The 23506-nt window shown below is 73.3% G+C and carries 20 protein-coding genes and 1 pseudogene; 9 read left to right on the forward strand and 12 right to left on the reverse strand.

Features of this window, described 5'->3' with window-relative positions:
- Positions 1-65: 65 nt before the first annotated feature.
- The 3 genes from QF032_RS11240 to rsmH are packed head-to-tail and all read right to left on the reverse strand — an operon-like array spanning position 66 to position 3541.
- Positions 66-2033, reverse strand: coding sequence for a peptidoglycan D,D-transpeptidase FtsI family protein (locus QF032_RS11240; protein ID WP_307042016.1), 1968 nt, complete (start codon positions 2031-2033; stop codon positions 66-68).
- 5 nt (positions 2034-2038) lie between these two features.
- The gene (locus QF032_RS11245; protein WP_307055925.1) at positions 2039-2539 is read right to left on the reverse strand and encodes a septum formation initiator family protein; all 501 of its coding nucleotides are present in this window, start codon (positions 2537-2539) and stop codon (positions 2039-2041) included.
- Positions 2540-2584: 45 nt separating this feature from the next.
- Positions 2585-3541 carry a 16S rRNA (cytosine(1402)-N(4))-methyltransferase RsmH gene (gene rsmH / locus QF032_RS11250; protein WP_306953109.1) on the reverse strand — a complete coding sequence of 319 codons (957 nt, stop codon included), beginning with the start codon at positions 3539-3541 and terminating at the stop codon, positions 2585-2587.
- Between the two features lie 260 nt (positions 3542-3801).
- Here rsmH and QF032_RS11255 point away from each other — a divergent pair, with 260 nt between their 5' ends.
- The 4 genes from QF032_RS11255 (at position 3802) to QF032_RS11270 (ending at position 9570) form a co-directional block, all read left to right on the forward strand.
- Positions 3802-4410 carry a beta-class carbonic anhydrase gene (locus QF032_RS11255; RefSeq protein WP_373430320.1) on the forward strand — a complete coding sequence of 203 codons (609 nt, stop codon included), beginning with the start codon at positions 3802-3804 and terminating at the stop codon, positions 4408-4410.
- 251 nt (positions 4411-4661) lie between these two features.
- Complete coding sequence (locus QF032_RS11260; protein ID WP_306953108.1) at positions 4662-5699, forward strand: AAA family ATPase; 1038 nt, start codon at positions 4662-4664, stop codon at positions 5697-5699.
- Positions 5699-7072, forward strand: coding sequence for a DUF58 domain-containing protein (locus tag QF032_RS11265; RefSeq protein ID WP_307042020.1), 1374 nt, complete (start codon positions 5699-5701; stop codon positions 7070-7072). Before QF032_RS11260 ends, QF032_RS11265 begins: the two co-directional genes overlap by 1 nt.
- A complete protein-coding gene (locus QF032_RS11270) occupies positions 7069-9570 on the forward strand; it encodes a transglutaminase TgpA family protein (protein WP_307055926.1) in 2502 nt (833 codons plus the stop codon). The genes QF032_RS11265 and QF032_RS11270 overlap by 4 nt, the downstream gene beginning before the upstream one ends.
- A gap of 84 nt (positions 9571-9654) precedes the next feature.
- On the opposite strand, the gene QF032_RS11275 is transcribed toward QF032_RS11270, so the two are convergent.
- From QF032_RS11275 to QF032_RS11285, 3 genes are all read right to left on the reverse strand, one after another.
- Positions 9655-10059, reverse strand: coding sequence for a DUF3040 domain-containing protein (locus tag QF032_RS11275; protein WP_306953104.1), 405 nt, complete (start codon positions 10057-10059; stop codon positions 9655-9657).
- Between the two features lie 276 nt (positions 10060-10335).
- Entirely contained in the window at positions 10336-11127 is a 792-nt protein-coding gene (locus QF032_RS11280) for a methyltransferase (protein ID WP_307042023.1), read from the reverse strand.
- A 287-nt stretch (positions 11128-11414) separates the two neighbouring features.
- A complete protein-coding gene (locus tag QF032_RS11285; RefSeq protein ID WP_306953101.1) occupies positions 11415-11981 on the reverse strand; it encodes an SAV_6107 family HEPN domain-containing protein in 567 nt (188 codons plus the stop codon).
- Between the two features lie 170 nt (positions 11982-12151).
- Here QF032_RS11285 and QF032_RS11290 point away from each other — a divergent pair, with 170 nt between their 5' ends.
- The 5 genes from QF032_RS11290 to QF032_RS11310 all read left to right on the forward strand — a co-directional run bounded on the left by QF032_RS11290 (position 12152) and on the right by QF032_RS11310 (position 18379).
- Positions 12152-13066 carry an ATP-binding cassette domain-containing protein gene (locus tag QF032_RS11290; RefSeq protein WP_307055927.1) on the forward strand — a complete coding sequence of 305 codons (915 nt, stop codon included), beginning with the start codon at positions 12152-12154 and terminating at the stop codon, positions 13064-13066.
- On the forward strand, positions 13038-15122 hold the full coding sequence (locus QF032_RS11295; protein ID WP_307042027.1) for a YhgE/Pip family protein: 2085 nt from the start codon (positions 13038-13040) through the stop codon (positions 15120-15122). Before QF032_RS11290 ends, QF032_RS11295 begins: the two co-directional genes overlap by 29 nt.
- A gap of 44 nt (positions 15123-15166) precedes the next feature.
- The gene (locus QF032_RS11300; RefSeq protein ID WP_307042030.1) at positions 15167-15793 is read left to right on the forward strand and encodes a TetR/AcrR family transcriptional regulator; all 627 of its coding nucleotides are present in this window, start codon (positions 15167-15169) and stop codon (positions 15791-15793) included.
- A 449-nt stretch (positions 15794-16242) separates the two neighbouring features.
- On the forward strand, positions 16243-16857 hold the full coding sequence (locus QF032_RS11305; protein WP_307055928.1) for a DUF4126 domain-containing protein: 615 nt from the start codon (positions 16243-16245) through the stop codon (positions 16855-16857).
- A 37-nt stretch (positions 16858-16894) separates the two neighbouring features.
- A complete protein-coding gene (locus tag QF032_RS11310) occupies positions 16895-18379 on the forward strand; it encodes a phytoene desaturase family protein (protein WP_307042034.1) in 1485 nt (494 codons plus the stop codon).
- Positions 18380-18412: 33 nt separating this feature from the next.
- On the opposite strand, the gene QF032_RS11315 is transcribed toward QF032_RS11310, so the two are convergent.
- The 6 genes and pseudogenes from QF032_RS11315 to QF032_RS11340 form a co-directional block, all read right to left on the reverse strand.
- Positions 18413-19429, reverse strand: a complete 1017-nt coding sequence (locus tag QF032_RS11315; RefSeq protein WP_307055929.1) for an SCO2102 family sporulation regulator — start codon at positions 19427-19429, stop codon at positions 18413-18415.
- 56 nt (positions 19430-19485) lie between these two features.
- Positions 19486-20409, reverse strand: a complete 924-nt coding sequence (gene metF, locus QF032_RS11320) for a methylenetetrahydrofolate reductase [NAD(P)H] (RefSeq protein WP_307055930.1) — start codon at positions 20407-20409, stop codon at positions 19486-19488.
- A 158-nt stretch (positions 20410-20567) separates the two neighbouring features.
- Complete coding sequence (thiE, locus tag QF032_RS11325; RefSeq protein WP_307042041.1) at positions 20568-21215, reverse strand: thiamine phosphate synthase; 648 nt, start codon at positions 21213-21215, stop codon at positions 20568-20570.
- Between the two features lie 76 nt (positions 21216-21291).
- Positions 21292-21657 (reverse strand): Rv2175c family DNA-binding protein, encoded by a 366-nt coding sequence (locus QF032_RS11330; protein WP_057580009.1) that lies wholly within the window; start codon positions 21655-21657, stop codon positions 21292-21294.
- A gap of 66 nt (positions 21658-21723) precedes the next feature.
- Entirely contained in the window at positions 21724-22965 is a 1242-nt protein-coding gene (locus QF032_RS11335) for an NAD(P)/FAD-dependent oxidoreductase (RefSeq protein WP_307055931.1), read from the reverse strand.
- A gap of 179 nt (positions 22966-23144) precedes the next feature.
- Positions 23145-23492, reverse strand: a pseudogene (locus QF032_RS11340) (hypothetical protein); the annotation flags it as partial.
- Positions 23493-23506 lie beyond the last annotated feature (14 nt).

A 23506-nucleotide genomic window follows, 5' to 3' on the forward strand; every position in this document is an offset into this window, starting at 1 on the left:
AACAGTGGCGTTCGGGGTCGGGGACGGAAGGGGGCGGGGGCGCCGCTCGGGCCGGGGCCCGGCGGTCAGGGCGTGAAGGAGACCGGGAGGTTCGCGGCCTTCGCCCCGGTCGGTGGGACCTGCAGGGTCTTCAGGGCGAACTCCATGACCTGTTTGAAGACGGGGCCGCAGATCTGGCCGCCGAAGTAGCTGCCCTCGGTGGCGTTCTGGATGGCGCAGTAGACGGTGATGCGGGGGCTGTCGGCGGGCGCGAAGCCGGCGAACGACGAGGTGTAGCCCTTGTAGGTGCCGGTGGCCGGATCCACGCGGTTGGCGGTGCCCGTCTTGCCCGCGACGCGGTAGCCGGGGATGCGCGCCTTGGCGCCCGTGCCCTCCCGGTCGTCCACGACCGACTCCAGCATGTGGGCGAGGGTCTTCGCCGTCTTCTGGCTGACGACCCGGCTCTTCGCGGGCGACGCGGCGGGCGTGAAGCGGCCGTCCGGCCCCTTGGTGCCGCGCACCAGGGTGGGCTCGACGCGCACGCCGCCGTTGGCGATCGTCGAGTACACCGAGGCCGCCTGGACCGCGTTCAGGGACATGCCCTGGCCGAAGGGGATCGTGTACTGCTGCGAGGTCGACCACTTGTCGGGCGGGGCGAGGATGCCCTTCGTCTCGCCCGGGAAGCCGAGCCCGGTGTGGCTGCCGAGGCCGAACTTGCGCAGGTAGGAGTACAGGACCCGGTTGGCCTCTGCCTGGGTCTTGCCGAGCTGTCCGGTGGCCAGGATGGTGCCGATGTTGCTGGACTTGGCGAGCACCCCGTTGAGCGTGAGGTACCAGGTCGGGTGGTCGATGTCGTCCTGGAAGAGCCGGTCGCCGCGGTGCAGCCGGTTGGGCACGGTGACGTGCGTCAGCGGGGTGGCGGCGTTCTCCTCCAGCACGGCGGCCATGGACATGATCTTCGCGGTGGAGCCGGGCTCGTAGGCGTCCTGGACGGCCGCGTTGCCCAGGGCGCCGGGGTCGGCCTTCGACAGGTCGTTGGGGTCGAAGCCGGGCGAGTTGGCCAGGGCGAGGATCTCGCCGGTGCGGGTGTCCTGCACGATGACGTAGCCGCGGTCCGCCGCGGACTTGCGCACCTGCTCGGTGATGGCGTTCTGCGCCGCCCACTGGATGTCGCGGTCGATCGTCAGCTCCACGGCGGAGCCGGGCACCGCGGGCGTCTCGGTGGAGCCCACGGTGGGCACCTGACGGCCGCCGGACTGGGCGTAGCGGATCTTGCCGTCCTTGCCCGCCAGGGTGGCGTTCAGCTGCTGCTCGACACCGCCGCCGCCCTGACCGTCGGCGTTGACCCAGCCCAGTATCCCGGCGGCGAGATCCTTGTTGGGGTACACGCGCTTGCTGCTGGGCACGGAGAACAGCCCGGCGAGGACGTTGACCGTGGAGCGGTCCGTCTCCGCCTTGGCGGAGAGCGCGGATCTCAAGTCGCGGATCTGCTTCCACACCTGCGGGGTCTGCCGCCCGGCGAGCTTCACGTAGCGCAGGTTCTTGTCCTTCGGCCGCAGCGTCTTGACCAGGACGGACTGCTGCCGGCCGAGGATCGGCGCGAGAAGGGCGGCCGCCCGCTCGGGACCGTCGTCGATCTTCAGCTGGGCGCGGGCGAACATGGTGGGATCGGCCGTGATGTCGTAGGCGTCCTCGCTGGTCGCGAAGGCCACACCGGTGCGGTCGGTGATCTCGCCGCGCTCGGCGGGCAGCACCTGGCCGACGTACCGGTTCTGCTCGGCCTTGGCGGTGTAGGCACTCGCGTCGACGGCCTGCACCTGCAGGAGGCGGACGACGAAGGCGATGAGCACCAGGGCCAGCGCGAGGCCCACCATGCGCAGCCGGGGGCGGGGGCTGCCGAGCCGGATGACACGCGGGGCGGCGCCGCGGGGCGGCGGCCCGGTCGGGCGGCGGGCCGGGCGGGCGCCGGGTCCCGGGCGCCGCTGGGCGGACGCGGGACGGGAGGGCCGGGCGGGGCCGGGCACACGCCGGCGCGGCGGTTCCCTGTCGGACACTTCCGTCACCTGCCGGGGGTCTCGGGGGTGGCTGCGGTCGGGCGCTCCGCGCTCCGCGCGGGGGCGGCGGAGCCGGCCGGTCCGGGCGCCTGCGGGAGCGTGACGGTCTCCGGCGGCCGTACGACGGGGTCCACGGACTGCCGGGCGGCCGCGGACGGGACGCCCTTCACGGTGCCGTCGGGGTTCAGGAAGGCCGGGTCCCCGCCCGGGACCATGCCCAGTTCGCGCGCGCGGCGCTGGAGGGCGTCCGGGGCGGAGTAGGAGTCGATGTCCCGCTGGAGCGCCTGCTCCTCGTCGGTGAGGCCCTTGGTGTCCTTCCGCAGGTCGTCCATCTTGAACGAGCCCTCGCTGAGGGCGGAGTTCAGCACGAGCAGTCCGATCAGGCCGCCGCCGAGGAGCAGGACGACGAGGAGGACGAACGGCGTGCGGGCGGCCTGCCGCGGGCCGGCCGGGAAGAGCCGCGCGAGGCGGGCGGCCCTCCCCTTCAGCGCGGGTTTACTGCTCACTCGCCCTCCCCCGGAACCGGTGTGCGGACCCTCGGCTCACGCCCGTCATTCGATGGACTCCCTGATTCGCTCGGCCCCGCGCAGCCGCGCCGGGGCGGCGCGCCGGTTCTCGGCGATCTCTTCCTCGGTGGGAAGTTCGGCACCGCGGGTGAGCAGCTTGAGTCTCGGCTGGTAGCGCTCGGGGACGACCGGCAGCCCGGGCGGCGCGGTGTTGGCGGCGCCGGCCGCGAACACCTGCTTGACGAGCCGGTCTTCGAGCGAGTGGTACGACAGGACGGCGATCCGCCCGCCCACGTCGATCGCCCGCACCGCGGCCGGGATCGCCCGTTCCAGGACGGAGAGTTCGCCGTTCACCTCGATGCGCAGAGCCTGGAAGGTGCGCTTGGCGGGATTGCCGCCGGTGCGCTTGGCGGCCTGCGGAAGGGCGCCCCGGATCAGTTCGACGAGCCGCGCGCTGTTGGTGAACGGCTCGTTGTCGCGCTCGCGCACCACCGCGGAGACGATCCGCTTGGCCTGCTTCTCCTCGCCGTACGCCCGCAGGATCCGCACGAGTTCGCCGGGCGGGTAGGTGTTGAGGACCTCGGCGGCGCTGACGCCGGTCGTCTGGTCCATGCGCATGTCGAGGGGGGCGTCCTGGGCGTAGGCGAAGCCGCGGTCGGCCTCGTCGAGCTGCATGGAGGAGACTCCGAGGTCGAACAGGACGCCCTGCACGCGCGCGACGCCGAGCCGGTCCAGTACGTCGGGGAGCTCGTCGTAGACCGCGTGCACGAGGGTGGCGCGCTCACCGAAGGGGGCGAGGCGCTCGCCGGACAGGCGCAGGGCCTCCTTGTCGCGGTCCAGGGCGATCAGCCGGGCCTCGGGAAACCGCGTCAGCAGGGCCTCGCTGTGCCCGCCGAGGCCGAGCGTGCAGTCGACGACGACCGCTCCCGGCTCCTGGAGGGCGGGGGCCAACAGGTCCAGGCACCGCTGGAGCATCACCGGGACGTGTCGACTGTGACTCAAGGGGGCCTCTCAGATCCGGCGGGTGATGACGCACCGCCGGGTCCCCGCCCCTCGTGAAGGGAAGGCCTGCCGGCGCCGCGGGGAGATCTCGGCGGCCGGGCCGGGGTCTCACGGGTTCAGTCCAGCAGGGAGATCGTCGCCTCCCGCTTCGCGTCACTTTAGTCCACGGGGTCTCGCGGTCAATCAACCGGCCTGTGCGGCGCGGCCCGGGGCGTTCCGGCCACCCGCATGCTTGTGGCTTACCTCACAAAGTGGGCGTGATGACGCTCTTTTTCCCCTCTCACAGCAGGACCGCGACGCGTGTGACCAGTACCGTCATGGATATGACGACTTCCGCATCCGTACCCAGTGAGACCGCGGGCGCCATACGCGGCGGGACCGTGACCGACCGCCTCGTGGAGGCCAACGAGCGGTACGCCGACGCCTTCACCGACCCCGGCATGGACGCCCGCCCCGTACTGCACGTCGCGGTCGTGGCCTGCATGGACGCCCGTATCGACCTGCACGCCGCGCTCGGCCTCGAGCTCGGCGACTGCCACACGATCCGCAACGCGGGCGGCGTGGTCACCGACGACGTCATCCGCTCGCTCACCATCAGCCAGCGCAAACTGGGTACCCGCAGCATCGTCCTGATCCATCACACGGGGTGCGGTCTGGAGGCGATCACCGAGGATTTCCGCACCGAGCTGGAAATGGAGATCGGCCAGCGTCCGGCGTGGGCGGTGGAGTCCTTCCGGGACGTCGACCAGGACGTCCGGCAGTCGATGCAGCGGGTGCGCACCTCGCCGTTCCTGGTGCACACCGACGACGTGCGCGGCTTCGTGTTCGACGTGCGGACCGGGCTGCTCCGCGAGATCGACCCTGCGTGACCGCACCGCGCCGACGTCGTTCTTTCCTGTCGTTTCGCTGTTGATGTGCACCTCTCGGACGCCCAGACAGCCATAACCCCGACATATCACGGACAGTTGTCCACACGCGAGTGACACGAATCGGTAACGGCAGCAAGAATGCGGATGTGACGCCGCGCTGAGCAGTTCGCGGGTGGTGTCCGTGATTCGGGGTGGGCCGGTTTGCGCGACAGAGCGTCGGCCCGTGGAAAGTACGGGCCGAGGAGGGCCGGGTGACGACCTATGACGATCGAGCGAGCCTCACAGATCTGACCGCCACTGTGGAGCGTGTCCGCAGTTCGGTGGAGGGAGTGATCGAGGGCAAGCCCGAGGTCGTACAGCTTTCGCTGACCGTGCTGCTCGCCGAGGGGCACCTGCTGATCGAGGATGTGCCGGGCGTCGGGAAGACGATGCTGGCCAAGGCGCTGGCGAAGTCCATCGACTGCTCGGTGCGCCGTATCCAGTTCACGCCCGACCTGCTGCCCTCGGACATCACCGGTGTGTCCATCTGGGACCAGCAGCGCCGGGACTTCGAGTTCAAGCCCGGCGCGATCTTCTCGCAGATCGTGATCGGCGACGAGATCAACCGGGCCTCCCCCAAGACGCAGTCGGCGCTGCTGGAGTCCCTGGAGGAACGCCAGGTCACCATCGACGGGCAGACCTACGAGCTGCCCAGCCCGTTCATGGTGGTGGCCACGCAGAACCCGGTCGAGATGGAGGGCACCTATCCGCTGCCCGAGGCGCAGCGCGACCGGTTCATGGCCCGGGTCTCCATCGGTTACCCGAGCGCCGAGGCCGAGCTGCAGATGCTCGACGTGCACGGCGGGGTCAGCCCGCTGGACGACCTTCAGCCGGTCGCCCACGCGCACGAGATCGTCAAGTTGATCGACGCGGTCCGGAGCGTCCACGTGGCCGACTCGGTGCGGCGCTACGCGGTCGACCTGGTCGCCGCCACCCGCACCCACCCCGACCTCAGACTCGGTGCCTCGCCGCGCGCGACGCTGCATCTGGTGCGTGCCGCGAGGGCGACCGCCGCGCTCCACGGCCGGGACTACGCACTGCCGGACGACGTCCAGAACCTCGCCGTGGCCGTGCTCGCCCACCGGCTGCTGCCCACCGCGCAGGCCCAGCTCAACCGCCGCACCGCGGAGCAGGTCGTCGAGGACATCATCCAGCGCACCTCGGTGCCCGCGACGCCCCAGCAGCACCACGGGTACGGGCTGGGCAACGGCACCCAGGCGTACGGCCGGCAGCAGCCGCGGAGGCTGTGATGACCGCCGGCGGGACCGGGCAGCCGTCCGCCGGCCAGTCGGGGAGGGCGGACCGGGGCGGCGTGCGCACGGCTCTGGGCGGCCTGACCACCCGGGGCCGATCCTTCCTGGCGGCCGGCATCGCGGCCGCCGTCTGCGCCTATGTGCTCGGACAGCCCGACCTGCTGCGGGTCGGGCTGCTGCTGGCCGCCCTGCCGCTGATCTGCGCGGCCGTCGTCTACCGCACCCGCTACCGGGTCGCCGGCAGCCGCCGGCTCGCCCCCGCGCGGGTGCCGGCGGGCAGCGAGGCCCGCGTCCACCTGCGGATGGACAACGTCTCGCGGCTGCCCACCGGCCTGCTGATGCTCCAGGACCGGGTGCCGTACGTGCTCGGCCCGCGCCCCCGCTTCGTCCTGGACCGGGTGGAGGCGGGCGGCCGCCGCGAGGTGTCCTACCGGGTCCGCTCCGACCTGCGCGGCCGCTACCCGCTGGGCCCGCTCCAGCTGCGCCTGAGCGACCCCTTCGGCATGTGCGAGCTCACCCGGTCGTTCTCCACGCACGACACCCTGACGGTGATACCGCGCGTGGAACCGCTCCCCCCGGTGCGGCTGAGCGGCGAGGCCAAGGGGTACGGCGACGGGCGGCAGCGCTCGCTGGCCCTGGCCGGCGAGGACGACGTCATCCCTCGCGGCTACCGCTACGGCGACGACCTGCGCCGGGTGCACTGGCGCTCCACCGCCCGCTACGGCGAGCTGATGGTGCGGCGCGAGGAGCAGCCGCGGCGCTCCCGCTGCACGGTGCTGCTGGACACCCGGGGCCTGGCCTACCGGGGCGCGGGCCCGGACTCCGCCTTCGAGTGGGCGGTCTCCGGCGCCGCGTCGGTGCTGGTGCACATGCTGGAGCGGGGCTTCTCCGTGCGGCTGCTCACGGACACCGGCACCTCGGTGCCCGGGGAGGGCGCCGACGGCTACGCCGGGGGCGGCCAGGAGTCGACCGACGCGGCCGGGCTGATGATGGACACCCTCGCGATCGTCGACCACTCCGACGGCGCGGGCCTGTCCCGGTCGTACGACGTGCTGCGCGGCGGCCACGAGGGGCTGCTGGTGGCCTTCCTCGGTGATCTCGACGAGGAGCAGGCGGCGATCGCGGCGAAGATGCGCCAGCGCAGCGCGGGCGCTGTCGCCTTCCTCCTGGACGGCGACAGCTGGATGCGTGAACCGAACGGCGCACCCGATCCGATGAACAGGCAGGAGGAGCGGCTGCGGATGCTGCGCGAGGCGGGCTGGACGGCCCTGAGCGTGCCGCGGGGCGCATCGCTGAAGGAGCTGTGGCGGCTGGCGGAGCGCGACCGGGCGGGCGTGACGGCGTCGGGCGGCGGGGAGGGGAGGGCATGAGCGGACGGGCTCGACTGACACTGTGCTCCGCGGCGGCGACGCTGCTGGCCTCGTGCGCCCTGCTGCCCCTGGTGGAGCCGGCGACATGGCTGCTGCAGGCGGCGTTCCTGCTGGCGGTCCAGTCCGGGGCGGGCGCGGCGGCCCGGCGTGTGCCGCTGGCCCGGCCGCTGACCGTGGCCGTCCAGGCCCTGGTCACGCTGATGGCTCTGACACTGGTCTTCGCCCGGGGGCACGCGGTGCTCGGGCTGGTCCCCGGCCCGGACGCCTTCCGGCACTTCGGCGACCTGCTCCAGGCGGGCTCCGACGACATCGGGCGGTACGCGATACCGGCCCCGCTGTCCGACGGCATCCGGCTCATGGTGATCGGCGGGGTCCTGGTCATCGGCCTGGCGGTGGACACCCTCGCGGTGACGTTCCGCAACGCGGCCCCGGCGGGTCTGCCGCTGCTGGCGCTGTACTCGGTCGCCGCCGGGCTGTTCGACGGATCCGCCGACTGGCTGTGGTTCCTGGTGGCCGCCGCCGGCTATCTGATGCTGCTGCTCGCCGAGGGCCGGGAGCGGCTCTCGCAGTGGGGCAGGGTCTTCGGCGGAGCCTCGCACGCCCCGGGCGAGCAATCCGGACCGGTGGCCCCGGTGCGCACCGGCCGGCGCATCGGCATGGCGGCGCTGGGCGTCGCCCTCGTGGTGCCGCTGCTGCCGCTGCCCGCCGTCCAGGACGGCCTGCTGGGCGGGACGAGGGCCGGCGTGGGCGCCGGCAACGGCAGCGGGGGCACGATCTCCGCGGTGAACCCGCTGGTGTCACTGCGCGACAGCCTGAACGTGGACGAGGACCGCACGGTCCTGACCCTGCGCACCAACAGCGGCAACCTCTCGGACCTGTACCTGCGGATCGTGTCCCTGGACGACTTCGACGGCACCACGTGGAAACCGGCCAAGCGGCACATCACGGCCGTGCCGGACGACTTCCCGGCGCCCACCGGTCTGGGGCCCGACGTGAAACGGGCGGAGGTCACGACCCGCGTCGCGGCGGCCGGCAGCTACGCGCAGGACTGGCTGCCGATGCCCTATCCCCCGAGCGGCGTGCAGATCAAGGGCAACTGGCGTTATGAGCCGGTCGGCATGACGCTGGTCGGCGATCACGGCCAGAACACCAGCGGCAAGACCTACCTGGTGACGAGCCTGGACGTGCAGCCGACGGCGCAGCAGCTGGCCTCCGCCCCCAAGGCGCCCGACTCGATCCGGCGGGACTACACCAAGGTCCCGGACTCCCTGCCGACGGTGGTGGCGCAGCAGGCCCGGGAGATCACCAAGAACGCCACGAGCGGTTACGAGAAGGCGGTCGCGCTCCAGGACTACTTCGCGGTGACCGGCGGCTTCGAGTACGACACCCAGGTGGAGGTCGGCAGCGGCCGGGGTGCGATCGCCCGCTTCCTGCGGGACAAGCAGGGCTTCTGCGTCCACTTCTCGTTCGCGATGGCGGCGATGGCCCGCACGCTGGGCATACCGGCACGGGTCGCGGTGGGCTTCGCCCCGGGCTCCCCCCAGGCGGACGGCACGGTGACGGTGAGCCTGAAGGACGCCCACGCCTGGCCGGAGCTGTACTTCGAGGGCATCGGCTGGACGCGCTTCGAGCCGACGCCCACGCGTGGCTCGACGCCGACGTACACACTGCCGGAGGCCCCGGGCCAGGCGGTGCCCCCTCTGCCGCAGGCCTCCCGCTCGGCGGACGCCGCTCCGTCGGCCGCTCCGTCGGCCAGCGCCAGCTGCTCCGCCACGGACAAGAAGCTCGGCAACTGCGCCGACCCGCTGCCGCTGGACCAGACGGACCAGGGCGCGGGCGGCACCCCGTGGTACCGGATCGCCGGCTGGGCCCTGGTGGGACTGGCGGGGCTCGCCCTGCCGCTACTGCCGATGCTGTGGCGGCTGAGACGGCGCTCGGTGCGGCTGGCATCCGCCCAGCATGCCGCTGCCACGGCCGCCGGCGCGCCGCCCGGCCGCCGCAAGGACGACGCCGACGGCCGACGCGCCGACGGCGGCGAGCCCGCGGTGCTGCTGGACATGCCGCCGCAGGAGGCGGCCGAGGCGGCCGCCGGGCATGTCCTGGCGGTGTGGCGGGAGCTCACCGACACGGCCTGGGACTACGGCATCGAGCCGGACGAGGCGCTCACGCCGCGGCGGGCCGCGGCGCGGATCGTGCGGATCGGGGAGCTGGACGAGACGGCGGGCCGATCGGTGCACCGGGTCGCCGACGCCGTGGAGCGGGTGCTGTACGCCCCGGAGCCGAGGGCCGAGGCCGGCCTGGCGGACGAGGTCCGCAGGGTGCGGGCGGCCCTGCGGGAGAACGCGAGCCGCCGTACGCGGTTGCGTGCCGTGGTGGCGCCGCGTTCGGCCGTCCGCGCGGTGTGGGACCTCGCCGACCGCTGGACGGCCCTCAAGGCGTCCTGGGCGGCCCGTCTGGCGGCGCTGGTCCGCCGGCCGTCCCGCCAGCAGAGCGGCTGAGGAAGGGCGAGCGGGAGACATTGCGAGGGGGCGACCACCCGGCCGGGTGGTCGCCCCCTCGTCGTTGCTCGTCGGTGGGCGGTGTCAGTGACCGCCCTGCTCGTCACGCCGGCGCTGCCAGCGCTGCTCGATACGGTCCATCATGGAGCGCTTCTGCCGACCCTGACCGCGGGTGCGCGGGGCGCCCGGAGCTCCTGCGGCGGCCTGCTCGCCCGGCTTGGGTGCCTTGCGCCAGCCGGTCACGGCGAGCACCGCGCATCCCAGCATGACGAGGAAGCCCATCACGCTCAGCCAGACCTGCTTGGCGACCATTCCGGCCATGAGGAGCGCGATACCCACGAGGAAGCCAGCGACCGCCTGGTAGACCCGCCGCCGGGTGTACGTACGCAGCCCGCTTCCCTCGAGCGCCGACGCGAACTTGGGATCTTCGGCGTACAGCGCTCGCTCCATCTGCTCGAGCATGCGCTGCTCGTGCTCCGAGAGCGGCACGGAGTCCTCCTCATCGTGCAGTCGCCGGGGCGACCCTGGGGGTCCCTTCAGGATAGGCAGGGAATCGCCCCCGTGAAACCCGCCCCTCTACGCCAATTGGCCAACCGGAGCCCGCCATGGGCGTCCCGGCTCGCTGAGGTGTCCATTCCCCGGCAGCCGACCCGTCATGCCGGGCGGTCTCCCTCGATCATACGGCGCACCGGGCCCGAACGGGGGGCCTGTGGCGTACTCCATGCACAGTCAAGCGCCTGATCAGCGGTACGGCCCGGGAGGCGCTCAGCTCCCGTCGGTCCCCCGCGTCTCACCGAGCACATGGAGCTGGGTGGCCACGGAGTGGAACGCGGGGAGTTCGGCGGCGGCCTCCTCGAGCTTGAGCAGCGCCTCGAGGGCGCCGGGCTCGGTGTCCACGAGGACCCCGGGCACGAGGTCGGCGAAGACCCGGACGCCGTGCACCGCGCCGACCTGGAGGCCCGCGCCCTCGACCAGCGCGGTGAGCTGCTCGGCGGTGAAGCGGCGCGGCACGGGGTCGCCCTCGCCCCAGCGGCCGTCCGCGCCGGTGAGCGCCCGGTGGGCCTCCGTGAAGTGGCCGGCGAGGGCGCGCGCGAGCACGGCTCCGCCGAGGCCTGCGGCGAGGAGGCTGACGAGGCCGTCGGGGCGCAGCGCGGCCACCGCGTTGCGGACTCCCTCGGCCGGGTCGTCGAGGTACTCCAGGACGCCGTGGCACAGGACGGCGTCGTAACCGCCGCGCTCGACCACGTCGAACAGCCCGTGGGCGTCGCCCTGGACGCCCTTCACGCGGTCGGCGACGCCTGCCTCGGCGGTGCGGCGCTCGAGGGCGAACAGCGCGTTGGGGCTGGGGTCGACGACCGTGACCCGGTGCCCGAGGAGGGCGACGGGCACCGCGAAGTTGCCGCTGCCGCCCCCGGTGTCGAGAACGTCCAGCGACTCACGACCGGTCGCCTTGACCCGGCGCTCGAGGGCGTCCTGGAGGACCTCCCATACCACTGCGGTACGCAGAGAGGCGCGGGAGCGGGGGTGGGAGGCGGGCGGGCGCATCGGATCCGACACGGCAGTTGACTCCTCGGCGCGGCACCGCCCTCTTGCGCGGCGGAGCGAACGGGCTGCCTCCCCGGGCCCGGCCCGCGCCGGGGTGCGGGCGGGTGGCGGGAAGGCTTCAGGCGCCTTCCACCCTATTGCCTCCGCCGCCCCGACCGGTGCCGTCGGTCCACGGCCCGGCCGGCCGGGGCGGTGACGCCGACCGCGACCTCACCGGCCGGCCCGGGGCCGCTTCCGGGGCGGTACGCGGTCATGGGTAGGCCGTACCCGGCGGCGGCGCCCGGTGGAGGGCGGGCATGTCAGCCGGCGTCCGGCAGGTCGCGCCGGTGTGCGTCGGGGCCGTCGGGGCCGTCCTCCTCGTGGCGTGGTTGGGGCAGGACCGGCTGGAGCACCAGCATGCGCTCGACGAGACGGAGGAACATCGCCACGTCACGGATCAGGTCGTCGGCGTCCCGCCGGCCGGCCGCGCCCTGGATGCCCGCCTCGGCCCGGGCCCGCCGCCGGGCTCCGGAGGCGAACAGCGCGCTCCACTCGGCGAGTTCGGGTGCTATCTCGGGAAGCACCTCCCAGGCGCTGCGGATGCGGGCGCGGCGGCGGGAGGAGGGTTCGGGGCGGCCTCGGGCGGCGAGCACGGCCGCCGCGGTGCGCAGGGCCGCGAGATGGGCCGTGGCATAGCGGTCGTTGGGGGTTTCGAGGGCGGCCGCCTCCTCCAGGCCCGCGCGGGCCTGGGCGAGCAGGTCGAGGGCGGCGGGCGGGGCTGTGGTGCGGCGGAGCACGGGGTGCACATCGCTCGCCGGGCCGGTCAGTGAGGGGGCAGGGCCGGTGGCGCGGCGCCGGTGTGCGGCGGCTGCGTGGTAGTTGGCCATGACGAACCTCCTGTCGTCAGTGTGACGGCGCGTCCGATACGGGCTGCCGTATGTGCCCATCGTGCGGTATGCCACTGACAATCCGTTCTGACCTGGGGCTTTGCTTCGATCGAAAGTTCGGGCTAGTTTTTGCACTGACCAGTCAGTTCAAAAAACCACCGGGAGAACCAGTGGACGGAGTCGGTGTCACCGCCGACGGCCTGGGGCTGCGAGGCCCCCGCGGATGGGCGTTCCGGGGCGTGGACGTCGACGCGGAGCCGGCATCGCTGATCGCGATCGAGGGGCCCTCCGGCTCCGGCCGGACGAGCCTGCTGCTCGCCCTCACCGGGCGGATGAGGACCACCGAGGGGACGGCGGCCGTCGGGACGGCCCGCCTGCCCCGGCAGATGGCCGCCGTACGCCGCGCCAGCGCGCTCGCGCACGTCGCCGGTGTGACGGACCTCGAGCCGGCCCTGACGGTCGGCGAGCACCTGCGCGAACGGGCGCTGCTGCAAAGGCGGTTCGACGGCTCCGTACAGGATCTGCTGCGGCCGCGCGCGCAGCGGGAGGCGCGGACGACGTCGCAGATCGACGCCGCGCTCGCCGCCGCCGGGCTCGACCGCGAGGCCCTGCCCAAGGGCACGCGTACCGCCGTCCGCGACCTGGAGCGCATCGAGGCCCTCCGGCTCTCCGTGGCCCTGGCGCTCATCGGGCGCCCCCGACTGCTCGGCGTCGACGACATCGACCTGAAGCTGACGGACGCCGAGCGGACCGAGGTCTGGACGCTGCTCAGGTCGCTCACCGAGGCGGGGACGACGGTCCTCGCCGTGTGCGGCGGGGAGGCTCCCGAGGACGCCGTCCGGGTCCGCACGGACACGGCCCCGGACTCGGACCCGGACCCAAACTCGGACCCGGACTCGGACCCGGACGCCGGGTCGCCGGCCGCGCAGGACGGCGTCCGCGCGCGAAGCAAGGAGGAAACCGTGCCCACCGGGTCGGGCAAGGACGACGGGCACGTCCCGGAGTCCGGACAGGGCGGCACCGACGCCAGGACCGACGACGATGAGGAGAGGGCGCATGCGCACGCCGAGACTGGCCGCGCTTGAGCTACGGCGGTTCGGCCGGGGCCGGCTCCCACGGGCGGCCCTGGTCGCGCTTCTGCTGCTGCCGCTGCTGTACGGGGCGCTGTACCTGTACTCCTTCTGGGACCCGTACGGCAGGCTCGACCGCATCCCCGTGGCGCTGGTGAACGACGACCGGGGCGCGAGGGCCGACGGGAAGCGGATCACCGCCGGGGACGACATCACCGCGAAGCTGCGCGACAGCGCGGTCTTCGACTGGCACGAGGTGAGCGCCCAGGAGGCACGCGCGGGCGTGGAGGACGGCAGGTACTACCTGTCGCTGACCATGCCCGCCGACCTCAGCCGGCGGATCGCCTCCAGTTCCGGCGACTCCCCCGCGACCGGCGCCCTCCAGGTACACACGAACGACGCGAACAACTACATCGTCGGGCAGATCTCCCGGACCGTCTTCAGCGAGGTGCGCACGGCCGCGTCCACGAAGACCTCCCGCTCCTTCCTCGACAAGATCTTCGTGTCCTTCTCCGACATCCACGGCAAGACCCAGCAGGCCGCCGACGGGGCCGACGACCTGACCGGCGGCATCGGGAAGGCCAAGAAGGGCTCCAAGGCCCTCGCCGACGGGCTGGGCGACGCCAAGGACGGCAGCGGCAAGCTGGCCAAGGGGCTGACCAGGCTCGACGAGCGCGCCGACGCCCTCGAGGACGGCTCGCAGAAGGTCGCCGACGGCACCCAGGCGCTCGCCGACAGGGTCAACGGCTTCTCCGGCGCGGTGGGGCCCTTCCTCCAGGACAACGAGAAGGCCATCGGCGACACCGCCCAACTGGTCGCCGACTCCGCCGAGCTGATCGACGGCGATCTGGCGGCCCTGGTGAAGGCGGCGCCGCCCGCCGCCAAGGCCGCCCACACGGCCTCCGACACCCTCGCCACCCTCCACAGGGCGCGCTGCGAGACGCCCGTGCTGCCCGACCCCGCCTGCGCCGACCTGGCGAAGGCCAAGGACTCGGCCGCCGACGTGGCGACGGTCGCCGACGACGTCAACACGCTGATCGCGGACCAGGACGGCGACCTGAAGACGCTCCGCACGAACCTGGGCGCCCTGCGGAAGCAGGCGCAGTCGCTCGCCGACGACGCCCCGCATCTCTCCGAGGACCTCTCCGACGCCGTGACCAAGGTCAACGCGCTGAACACGGGGGCCTCGAAGGTGGCCAAGGGCGTCAAGAAGCTGAACGGCGGGCTCGGCACCGCGAAGACGGGCTCCGTCGACCTGGACACGGGCGTCGGCAAGCTGGAGACGGGCGCCGAGAACCTCGACGGCGGCATGTTCAAGCTCTCCGACGGCTCCGGCAAGCTCGCCGACGGCCTGCACGACGGCGTCCGGCGGATCCCCGACTACGACGAGCGGCAGCGCGACGCGCGCACCGCCGTCATGGCCGACCCCGTGCGGCTCGTCTCCCAGGACCTGCACAAGGCGCCCAACTACGGCACCGGATTCGCCCCGTACTTCATCCCGCTGTCGCTGTGGGTGGGCGCGATGGTCGCCTACATGCTGATCGCCCCGATGAACCGGCGCGCGCTCGCCGCCGGCGCCCCGGCGTGGCGGATCGCCCTGGCGGGCTGGCTCCCGGTGGTGGCGATCGGGGTGCTGCAGACCACGGCGCTGATGGCCGTGCTGCACTGGTGGGTCGGTCTCGAGATGGTGCGGGCGGCGGGCACGGTGGGCTTCCTGTTCCTGGTGTCGGCGTGCTTCGCGGCGCTCGTGCAGTGGCTCAACGCGCGCTTCGGAGCGGCGGGCCGGATCCTCGTCCTCGCCCTGCTGATGCTGCAGCTGACGTCCGCGGGCGGCACCTATCCCGTGCAGACCAGCCCCGGCTTCTTCAACGCGGTCCATCCCTACCTGCCGATGAGTCACGTGGTCGACGCGCTGCGCCGGCTCATCACGGGCGGCGGACTGGAACCGGTGTGGCACGCGTGCGTGGTGCTCGTCGCCTTCACCGCGGGAGCTCTCGCGCTGACCGCCCTGTCGGCGCGCCGCCGCCAGGTGTGGACCCTGGACAGGCTGCACCCGGAGCTGACCCTGTGAGGATCCGTCGTCCGGGCGGCCGAGTTCCTGTGACAATCGGGACCATGGAAAGCAGCACCACCCCGGGCGGCCGCACCCGCCGCGAGGCCACCCGGCAGAAGCTCTACGAGGCGGCCGTCACCCTCATCGCCGAGCAGGGCTTCTCCGCGACCACCGTCGACGAGATCGCCGAACGGGCCGGCGTCGCCAAGGGCACGGTCTACTACAACTTCGCGAGCAAGTCGGTCCTGTTCGAGGAGTTGCTGCGGCACGGCGTGGGCCTGCTCACCGCCTCGCTGCGCGAAGCCGCCGAGCGCACGGCCGCGGCGGGCGGCGGCAAGGTCGACGCGCTGGACGCGATGATCCGCGCGGGCCTCGTCTTCATCGACCGCTATCCGTCCTTCACCCAGCTGTACGTGGCCGAGCTGTGGCGCACCAACCGGGCCTGGCAGTCCACGCTGATGGTGGTCCGGCAGGAGGCGGTGGCCGTCGTCGAGGGTGTGCTGCGCGAGGGCGTGGACAACGGCGAGTTCAGCGACGAGATCGACGTGCCTCTGACTGCGGCCGCGCTGGTCGGCATGGTGCTGGTGGCCGCCCTCGACTGGCAGGCCTTCCAGCCGGAACGGTCCCTGGACGACGTCCATTCCGCGCTCTCGCGGCTGTTGCAGGGGCGGGTCAGCGGGCGCCGCTAGCCGAACGGCACACGCGCGTGCCGAAGCGAACGGCCCCACGCGCGCGAGCGGCGGTGCGGTCCACCGCGCGCGGATACGAGGAAGCGCCGGTCCGCCGCGGCCACGTCCCCCGTGGGCCGCCGCGGACCGGCGCTTCCTCGTGCTCCCCCGTTCTCCCCCTTCTCCTCCCCCGTGTCCCCCGTTGTCCCCCGTCCGGTCGTTCCCCCGGGGTCCCCCGTGCCTCGCTCCCGCCGAACCCGTCGGCGGAAGGAGCGGATCGGGGGCCGCTCCGTTCCGGCGCCCCGTGTCGCCGGTGCCGGAGCCGCCCCTCTCTCCGTGTCTCCACTCTCCCTTTCACGCAGGTCGGCCCCCATCCGCGCGCGTACTCAACTCTCTCCCTAGGTACGCGTACTCAGGCGTGCGCGCTCATCCCCAGGACGCCGTGCGGCCGACTGGTTACGATCGCCTCCGTGTCCGTACTCCCCCTCGTCTTCACCAGCGGCTGGGCCAGCGGCATCAACGCCTACGCGGTGGTGCTGCTGCTCGGCGTGTTCGGCGCCACCGGCCTGAGCGACGACGTCCCCGGGACGCTCCAGCGCCCCGAGGTGCTCATCGCCGCGGGCGTCCTGTTCCTCTGCGAGGCGGTCGCCGACAAGATCCCGTACGTGGACTCGGCGTGGGATGCCGTGCACACGGTCGTCCGGCCCGCGGCGGGAGCCTGGGTGGGCGCGGTGCTCGCCGGGCAGAGCGGCTCGCTCTCCGACGCGGCTGCCGCCCTGCTCGGCGGTTCGACGGCGCTGGCCAGCCACGCCGTCAAGGCCGGCACCCGGATGGCGGTGAACTCCTCGCCGGAGCCGTTCAGCAACGTGATCGTGAGCCTGGCCGAGGATCTCGGGGTCGCCGGGATCGTGACGTTCGCGATCTTCCATCCGGTGGCCGCCTCGGTCGTCGCGGCGACGCTGCTGGTGGCCGGTCTGACGGTCCTGTGCTTCCTCGTCTCACGGATCCGGCGCTTCCTGCGGCGCAGGGCGCAGCGGCGGGAGGAACGCCGGCTCACCCGGCTCCCGTGGCCGCCGCCGGGCTGACGGCGTGGGTGTCGGTGGCGGCCGATAAGGTCGCGGCATGGCAGGGATTGCGGTGATCGGCGCCGGCATGGGCGCGCTGGCGGCGGCCGCCCGGCTGGCCGTCGCGGGCCACCGGGTGACGGTGTACGAGCGGACGGGGACGTACGGCGGAGCGCTGCGCCGCTTCGAGCGGGACGGGTTCGGCTTCGACACCGGTCCCGGGCTGCTCACGCTCCCGGCCGTCTGGCGCGACCTGTTCGTCAAGACCGGCAAGGAGCCCTTGGAGGAGTGCGTCGAGCTGGTCCAGGTCGACCCGTCCGCCCGCCACGTCTTCGCTGACGGCACCGAGGCGGCGCTGCCGAACGCCTCGCGCGCGGGGGTCGTCTCCGCGCTGGACGAGGCACTGGGCGCGCAGGCCGGACAGCGCTGGGGCGACTTCCTGGTGCGGTCCCGCGAAGCCTGGGACCGCACGCGCCGCCCGCTCCTGGAGGAGCCCCTGTGGCCGAACTGGTCGGTGCTGGCCGACCGCGAGCCCTACCCGGCGGTGCCGCACCGGCGTCTGCTGCGCACCCGACGCGCCGGCACCCTCGCCGAGGTGGGCGCCTGGGAGCTGCGCGACCCCCGGCTCGCCGCGCTCCTCGAGTCCCACGCGCTCGCGTACGGTCTCGACCCTCGGGTCGCTCCGGCGAGCGCGGCCGTCCTGCCGTACATGGAGCACGCCTTCGGCACGTGGTACGTGCGCGGGGGGATGCGGGAGCTGGCCCGCGCGGTGTACGAGCGGTGCCTGGCCCGCCGGGTCGTGTTCGTCTTCGACGCCGAGGTGACGCGAGTCCTCGACAAGGACGGCCGGGCGGCGGGCGTGGAACTGGCCGACGGACGCGTGGCGGACGCGGACTTCGTGGTCGCCCCGGGCAGCTTCGCGGGCCTGCCCGCCAGGGGCGAGGGCGAGGTCGTCCCCCAGCGGTCCCTGCCGAGCCGGCTGACCGTGCTGCTGGCGTTGCGCGGCCCCCGTCCGAAGGACGCCGCGCACCGCACGGTGGTGCACACCCAGGACCGTGAGAGCGAGCTGGCGAGCCTCTTCGGCGCCGTGCCGTCCGCGCCCGCGCTGCCGACGGTGACGGTCCTGCGGCCGGACGACGCCCGGCTGGTCCCGGACGGCGACCACGAGGCGGTCACGATCGGCGCCGTGGTCCCCGCCGGACCGGAACTGCCGGCCGGGCGGACGGAGCTCGTGGCGGACGCCCTGGTCGCCGCCGCCGAGCGGGCCGTCCCAGGCCTGCGCGACCGCGTCCTGTGGCGTGAGGTGCGTACCGCGGCCGACATCGCGCGGGAGACCGGTGCGGCGGGCGGAGCGGTTCCGGCCCCCGCGTTGGCCGCGGCCGGGGGGCGGCTGCTGCATCCCGCCAACTCCACCGCGCTGCAGGGCCTGTTCACCGTCGGCGGCTGGTCACATCCGGGCGGCGGGCTGCCGCACGCGGGGATGTCGGGCGCGCTGGTGTCCGGCCTGATCGTGGAGGGCCCGCAGTTCCGCGGCTCTCAGTGAGCACCCGGGGCACGCGGTGGGCGAACGCGGCCGTCAGAACCGATACTGCTCGTCGTAGCCGGTTCCCTGGCCGGGCCCCTGCTGCTGGCCCTCGCCCTGGTAGGGGTACTGCTGCTGCTCGGACGGGAAGTCGCCGCCCAGCTGATCGTCGGTGTTGCGCTGCTGCGGGACCCAGACGCCGCCGGCCGGGGTCTCCCCGTAGCCGCCCGTGCCGTACTGGTCCTGGCCGTAGCCCTGCTGCCCGTACTGCTGCTGCCCGTAGGCGGGGTCGTAGGAGCCTCCGCCGTAGGTCTGGGTGCCGATGTACGGGTCGGAGTAGGCGGCGTACTGCTGCTCGCCGGTGGCGTCGTAACCGTACTGCTGCTGGTAGCCGGAGTAGCCGTCGTAGCCGTAGTTCTGGTCGGCGCCCTGGGCGGCCGTCGCGTACTGGTCCTGCTGCTGGCCCTGTTGCTGCCCCTGGCCGGTCGACGCCGCGTACGCGGCGTCGCTGTATATGCCGTAGGAGCCGGTGTCGTCGGGCATGGGCTGCGGCTCGTAGACGGAGGCGGTCGCGGGGTCGGCGGTGCGGGCGGCGGGGGTGAAGACGTCGTCGCGGTCGAAGTCGTCGTCGTAGGCGTCCCGGTCACCGCGCGCGCCGCCGTCCCGGACGGAGTCCGCGGCGTCGGCGTCGTAGGGCGCACCGGAGCCGAAGCCCGCCTCGGCCGCCTCCGGACCGGAGACCTCGAGGCTCGGGTCCTGGCGCTCGGCCTTGCCGCGGCGGCGTTTGGCGACCGTGCCGCCCTCCCCGTCCGCGTCGGCGCGCCGGAAGGCCCAGCCCTCGGCGAAGCCGCGCCGGAAGGACAGCGTGACGTAGGTCTGGCCGACCGCGAAGGCGGCCGCGCCCAGCGCGATGACGACGACCGAGGGGATCAGGACACCGAGGACGACGCCGAGGAAGCCGACGAAGGCCAGCAGCCGCCAGCGCAGCCGCGCCTTGTACTGCAGCAGCACCTCACCGAGCAGCCACAGCGCGACGATGCCGAACGCGATGTAGAGGACCGTCCAGCCCATGTACGCCCCTCTCCCAGTGGCCGCTACGCAGTGTGTCGTAAATCGGTGCGACCGGTCTAGGCCTGCGGCGGATGGTGCAGGCCCAGGTTCTCGTAGATTTCCAGCGTCGCCGTGGAGCTGTTGAGCGTGATGAAGTGCAGTCCGGGCACTCCCTCGGCCAGCAGCCGTGCGCAGAACTCCGTGGCGAAGTCGATGCCAATGGAGCGTACAGCGGACGGATCGTCTTTGGCTGTGAGGATCCGCTCTTTCAGGGCGGCCGGGAAGTGGGCGTTGCTGAGCTGGGGCAGGCGTTCCAGCATCTTCACACTCGTCACCGGAAGCACCTCGGGGATGACCGGAGTCACACAACCGGCCGCCTCGACCCGGTCGCGCAGCCGCAGATAGGAGTCGGGCTCGAAGAACATCTGCGTGATGGCGTAGTCGGCGCCGGCCCGGCACTTGTCGACGAAGTGCGTGACGTCCGTCTCCCAGGCGTCGGAGCGCGGGTGCATCTCGGGGAACGCGGCGACGCCCACGCAGAAGTCGCCCGACTCCTTGATGAGCCGGACGAGTTCGGCGGCGAACGTCAGGCCCTGCGGATGCGGCACCCAGGCGCCCATGGGGTCGCCGGGCGGGTCGCCGCGCACGGCGAGCATGTTGCGGATCCCGGCGTCGGCGTACTGGCCGATGATGTTGCGCAGCTCGGCGACGGAGTGGTCCACGGCGGTGAGGTGCGCGACCGGCGTCAGGGTGGTGTCGACGACGATCTGCTGGGTCTCACGGACCGTGGTCGCCCGGGTGGAGCCGCCGGCGCCGTACGTGACCGAGACGAAGTCGGGCGCGACCGCCTCGACCCTGCGCAGCGCGTTCCACAGGCTCCGCTCACCCTGGGGCGTCTTCGGCGCGTAGAACTCGAACGAGTACGTCTTCTTGCCGGTCGCCAGGATGTCGCGCACGGTGCGCGCGCGGTCCGTCCTGGTGGATGCGGTTCCTAGGGCCATACCCGCAGGTTAGTCAGGGGTGGGCGGTCCCCCAACCGGATGCGGGATATTTGCCCGAATTGCCGCCTTGTTGTCCATCCCTTGGACAGTCGTACGGGAAACGACCGTATGAGCCGGAGCCCGGCAGGCCCACCCGCGGGCGGCCCGCCGGCCGGGCTCTACGCCTCGCTCAGCCGCTTCGCGAACTCGGCCGCCGCGGCGCCCGGGTCCGCCGCCTCGGTGATCGCCCGGACGACCACGACCCGGCGCGCGCCCGCCGCCAGCACCTCGTCGAGGTTGTCGAGGTCGATGCCGCCGATGGCGAACCACGGCCGGTCGGTGCCGAGGGCGGCGGCGTGCCGGACCAGGTCGAGTCCGGGGGCGTGCCGGCCGGGCTTGGTGGGGGTGGGCCAGCACGGGCCGGTGCAGAAGTAGTCGACGCCCTCCTGGACCGCGGCCGCCTCGGCCTCGGCCGCCGCGTGCGTGGAGCGGCCGACGAGGACGTCGCCGCCGAGGATCGCGCGGGCCGCGGGAACCGGGAGGTCGCCCTGGCCGAGGTGGAGGACGGCGGCCCCGGCGGCGTGCGCGACGTCCGCGCGGTCGTTGACCGCGAGCAGCCTGCCGTGGCGGGCGCAGGCCTCGGCGAACACCTTCAGGTGCTCCAGTTCCTCGGCCGCCTCCATACCCTTGTCGCGCAGCTGAACGATGTCCACACCGGCCGAGAGGACGGCGTCCAGGAACTCCGGGAGGTCACCCTGCCGGGTGCGGGCGTCCGTGCACAGGTACAGCCGGGCCGCGGCCAGGCGGGTGCGGGCGGTGTCGGACATACGAGGTCCCCCAGGGTGGTGGTGTACGGGGGCCTGGTGCGCCCCCGTACACCGGGTGTCGGTGCGAACGAGCGGGTCAGACGGCGAGCGCCTGGGCGCGGCGCTTCACCTCCGTGCCGCGATTCTCACTCAGGGCCTGCGCGGGCGTACCGGGCAGGCTCGGGTCGGGAGTGAAGAGCCACTCGAGCATCTCTTCGTCCTTGAAGCCGTCGTCCCGCAGCAGGGTCAGGGTCCCGACCAGGCCCTTCACCACCTTGTCCCCGTCGATGAAGGCGGCGGGGACGTGCAGCGCACGGTTCTCCCCCCGGCGTACGGCGATGAGCTGGCCGTCCTTGATCAGCTGTCGGACGCGGATCACGTCGACATCGAGCATCTCCGCGATGTCGGGCACGGTGAGCCAGGCGGGGACGAGAGCATCGGTCTTTGCGTCAATCTCGGTCACGGGAACAAGCCTGCCATCTGCCGCTGACAGCCGGAAGCCGGGCCGGTCCGACCAGGGGGTGCCGGTTCAGGCGCTGGCCGCCTTCAGCGGCCGGGCCGGGTCCACGAGGAGCCGCGGATTCATCGGCGTGCCCGCCTCGATCAGCCGCCTGCCCTGGGCGAGGTCGCGCGGGCGCCCCACGGCCAGCAGGGCGACCAGGCGGTCCTCGCGCAGCCAGCAGACGGTCCAGGCCGGCCCGGACGGTTCGCCGCGCCACAGCAGGGCGTCGGCGGCGGCGTGGTGACCTGCGTACTGGACGAAGCGGCCGAACTGCTCCGACCAGAAGTACGGGACCGGGTCGTAGCGGACCGGGGGCTCCCCGGTGGCCGCCCCGAGGATGTTCGCCGCGACCGTGCGCGGTCCCTGGAGGGCGTTGTCCCAGTGGTGGACGAGGAGCCGCTCGCCGTACCTGCGCGACGGGAAGGAGGCGCAGTCGCCGACCGCGTACACGTCCGGCAGGTTCGTGCGCAGCAGGTCGTCCGCCACGACCTCGTGGTGCGCGCCCAGTTCGACGCCGGAGCCGGTGAGCCAGGCGGTGGCGGGGCGGGCGCCGATGCCGACCACGACGGCGCCGACGGGCAGCCGCGAGCCGTCGTCCAGCACGACGGCGCCGGGCTCCAGGCGCGCCACGCGCGTGTGGGTGCGCAGGTCGGCGCCGCTGTCGGCGTACCAGCCGGTCATCGGGGCGGCGACCTCGGGCGGCAGCGCCCCCGCCAGCGGACGGTCGGCGGCCTCGACGACGGTGACCGCGCAGCCGGCCTCGCGCGCGGCGGTGGCGAACTCCGCGCCGATCCAGCCGGCGCCGACGACCACGACGTCGTGCTGCCGGGCGAGGACGGGCCGCAGGCGCTCGGCGTCGTCCAGGGTGCGCAGCAGGTGCACTCCGGGCACGCCCTCGGAGCCCGGCAGCCGGACGGGCTCCGCCCCGGTGGCGAGGACGAGGACGTCGTACGGGACGGGCCCGCGTTCGGTGTCCAGCTCATGGTCGGCGGCGCGCAGGCCGAGGACCTCGCGACCGAGTTCCAGCCGGATGCCGAGGCCCTCGAAGTCGACGTCGAAGGCGGAGTTCTCGGCCGTGCCGAGCAGCACCGCCTTGGACAGCGGGGGCCGGTCGTAGGGCTGATGGGGTTCCGCGCCGATCAGGGTGACGGCTCCGTCGAAGCCCTGCTCGCGCAGGGCGACCGCCGTCTGGACCCCGGCCATGCCCGCGCCGGCGACGACCACGCTCCGCGCCCCGGACCGGCCCTCTTCCTGCCTCTGCTCGCTCACCCGATCACCATAGACACCTGACGTTTTGTCAGTCAGCCGCGCTGCTCGGTGACCTGCTCCACACCGTGCGGGGCGCGCTGGGCTTCGCGCGCGGATTCCTCCCCTTCGCCCGGGATGTCATCCGGGGTCCCGTCCGGGATCTCGTGCAGGGATTCGTCCGGGGTCTCGTCCAGGGATTCGTGCGGGGTGTCCGGAATCTGCTCCACGACGCTGGTGCCGTGGCCCGGCTGCGACTCCCACTCCCAGGTCTCGTCGAGGCGCAGCCGGCCGTCGGGCAGCTCCAGGACCGTCGACACGCAGTGCCCCGAGGAGGTCGTCCCGTCGTGCCCCAGCTGGACGTAACGGAAGTCGAGCCGGTCCCCCTCGCGGGTGCCCACCAGGTGCCCCCGCACGACGTCGCCGCCCGCGTACTCGGCCCAGACCGCCCCGTCCCGCTCGTGGTAGGCGAAGCGGGTGCGCAGGCCGACCTGCCCGGGGGCCTGGTCGGCCACGGGGGCGAGGACGAGGCCGTCGAGCGAGCGTGCCATGGGCGGGGGGCTCC

Origin of the sequence: Streptomyces achromogenes (assembly GCF_030816715.1) — a bacterium.
Taxonomy (GTDB): Bacteria; Actinomycetota; Actinomycetes; order Streptomycetales; family Streptomycetaceae; genus Streptomyces; species Streptomyces achromogenes_A.

Coding starts and splice junctions, on each gene's coding strand:
- QF032_RS11315 (WP_307055929.1), bottom strand. CDS start 19,429: ATGGGCTGGACGGTCCTCTACATCGCGTTCGGCATCGTCGCGCTGTGG.
- QF032_RS11295 (WP_307042027.1), top strand. CDS start 13,038: ATGCGCACGCCGAGACTGGCCGCGCTTGAGCTACGGCGGTTCGGCCGG.
- QF032_RS11255 (WP_373430320.1), top strand. CDS start 3,802: ATGACGCTCTTTTTCCCCTCTCACAGCAGGACCGCGACGCGTGTGACC.
- QF032_RS11285 (WP_306953101.1), bottom strand. CDS start 11,981: ATGGCCAACTACCACGCAGCCGCCGCACACCGGCGCCGCGCCACCGGC.
- metF (WP_307055930.1), bottom strand. CDS start 20,409: ATGGCCCTAGGAACCGCATCCACCAGGACGGACCGCGCGCGCACCGTG.
- QF032_RS11265 (WP_307042020.1), top strand. CDS start 5,699: ATGACCGCCGGCGGGACCGGGCAGCCGTCCGCCGGCCAGTCGGGGAGG.
- thiE (WP_307042041.1), bottom strand. CDS start 21,215: ATGTCCGACACCGCCCGCACCCGCCTGGCCGCGGCCCGGCTGTACCTG.
- QF032_RS11270 (WP_307055926.1), top strand. CDS start 7,069: ATGAGCGGACGGGCTCGACTGACACTGTGCTCCGCGGCGGCGACGCTG.
- QF032_RS11310 (WP_307042034.1), top strand. CDS start 16,895: ATGGCAGGGATTGCGGTGATCGGCGCCGGCATGGGCGCGCTGGCGGCG.
- QF032_RS11300 (WP_307042030.1), top strand. CDS start 15,167: ATGGAAAGCAGCACCACCCCGGGCGGCCGCACCCGCCGCGAGGCCACC.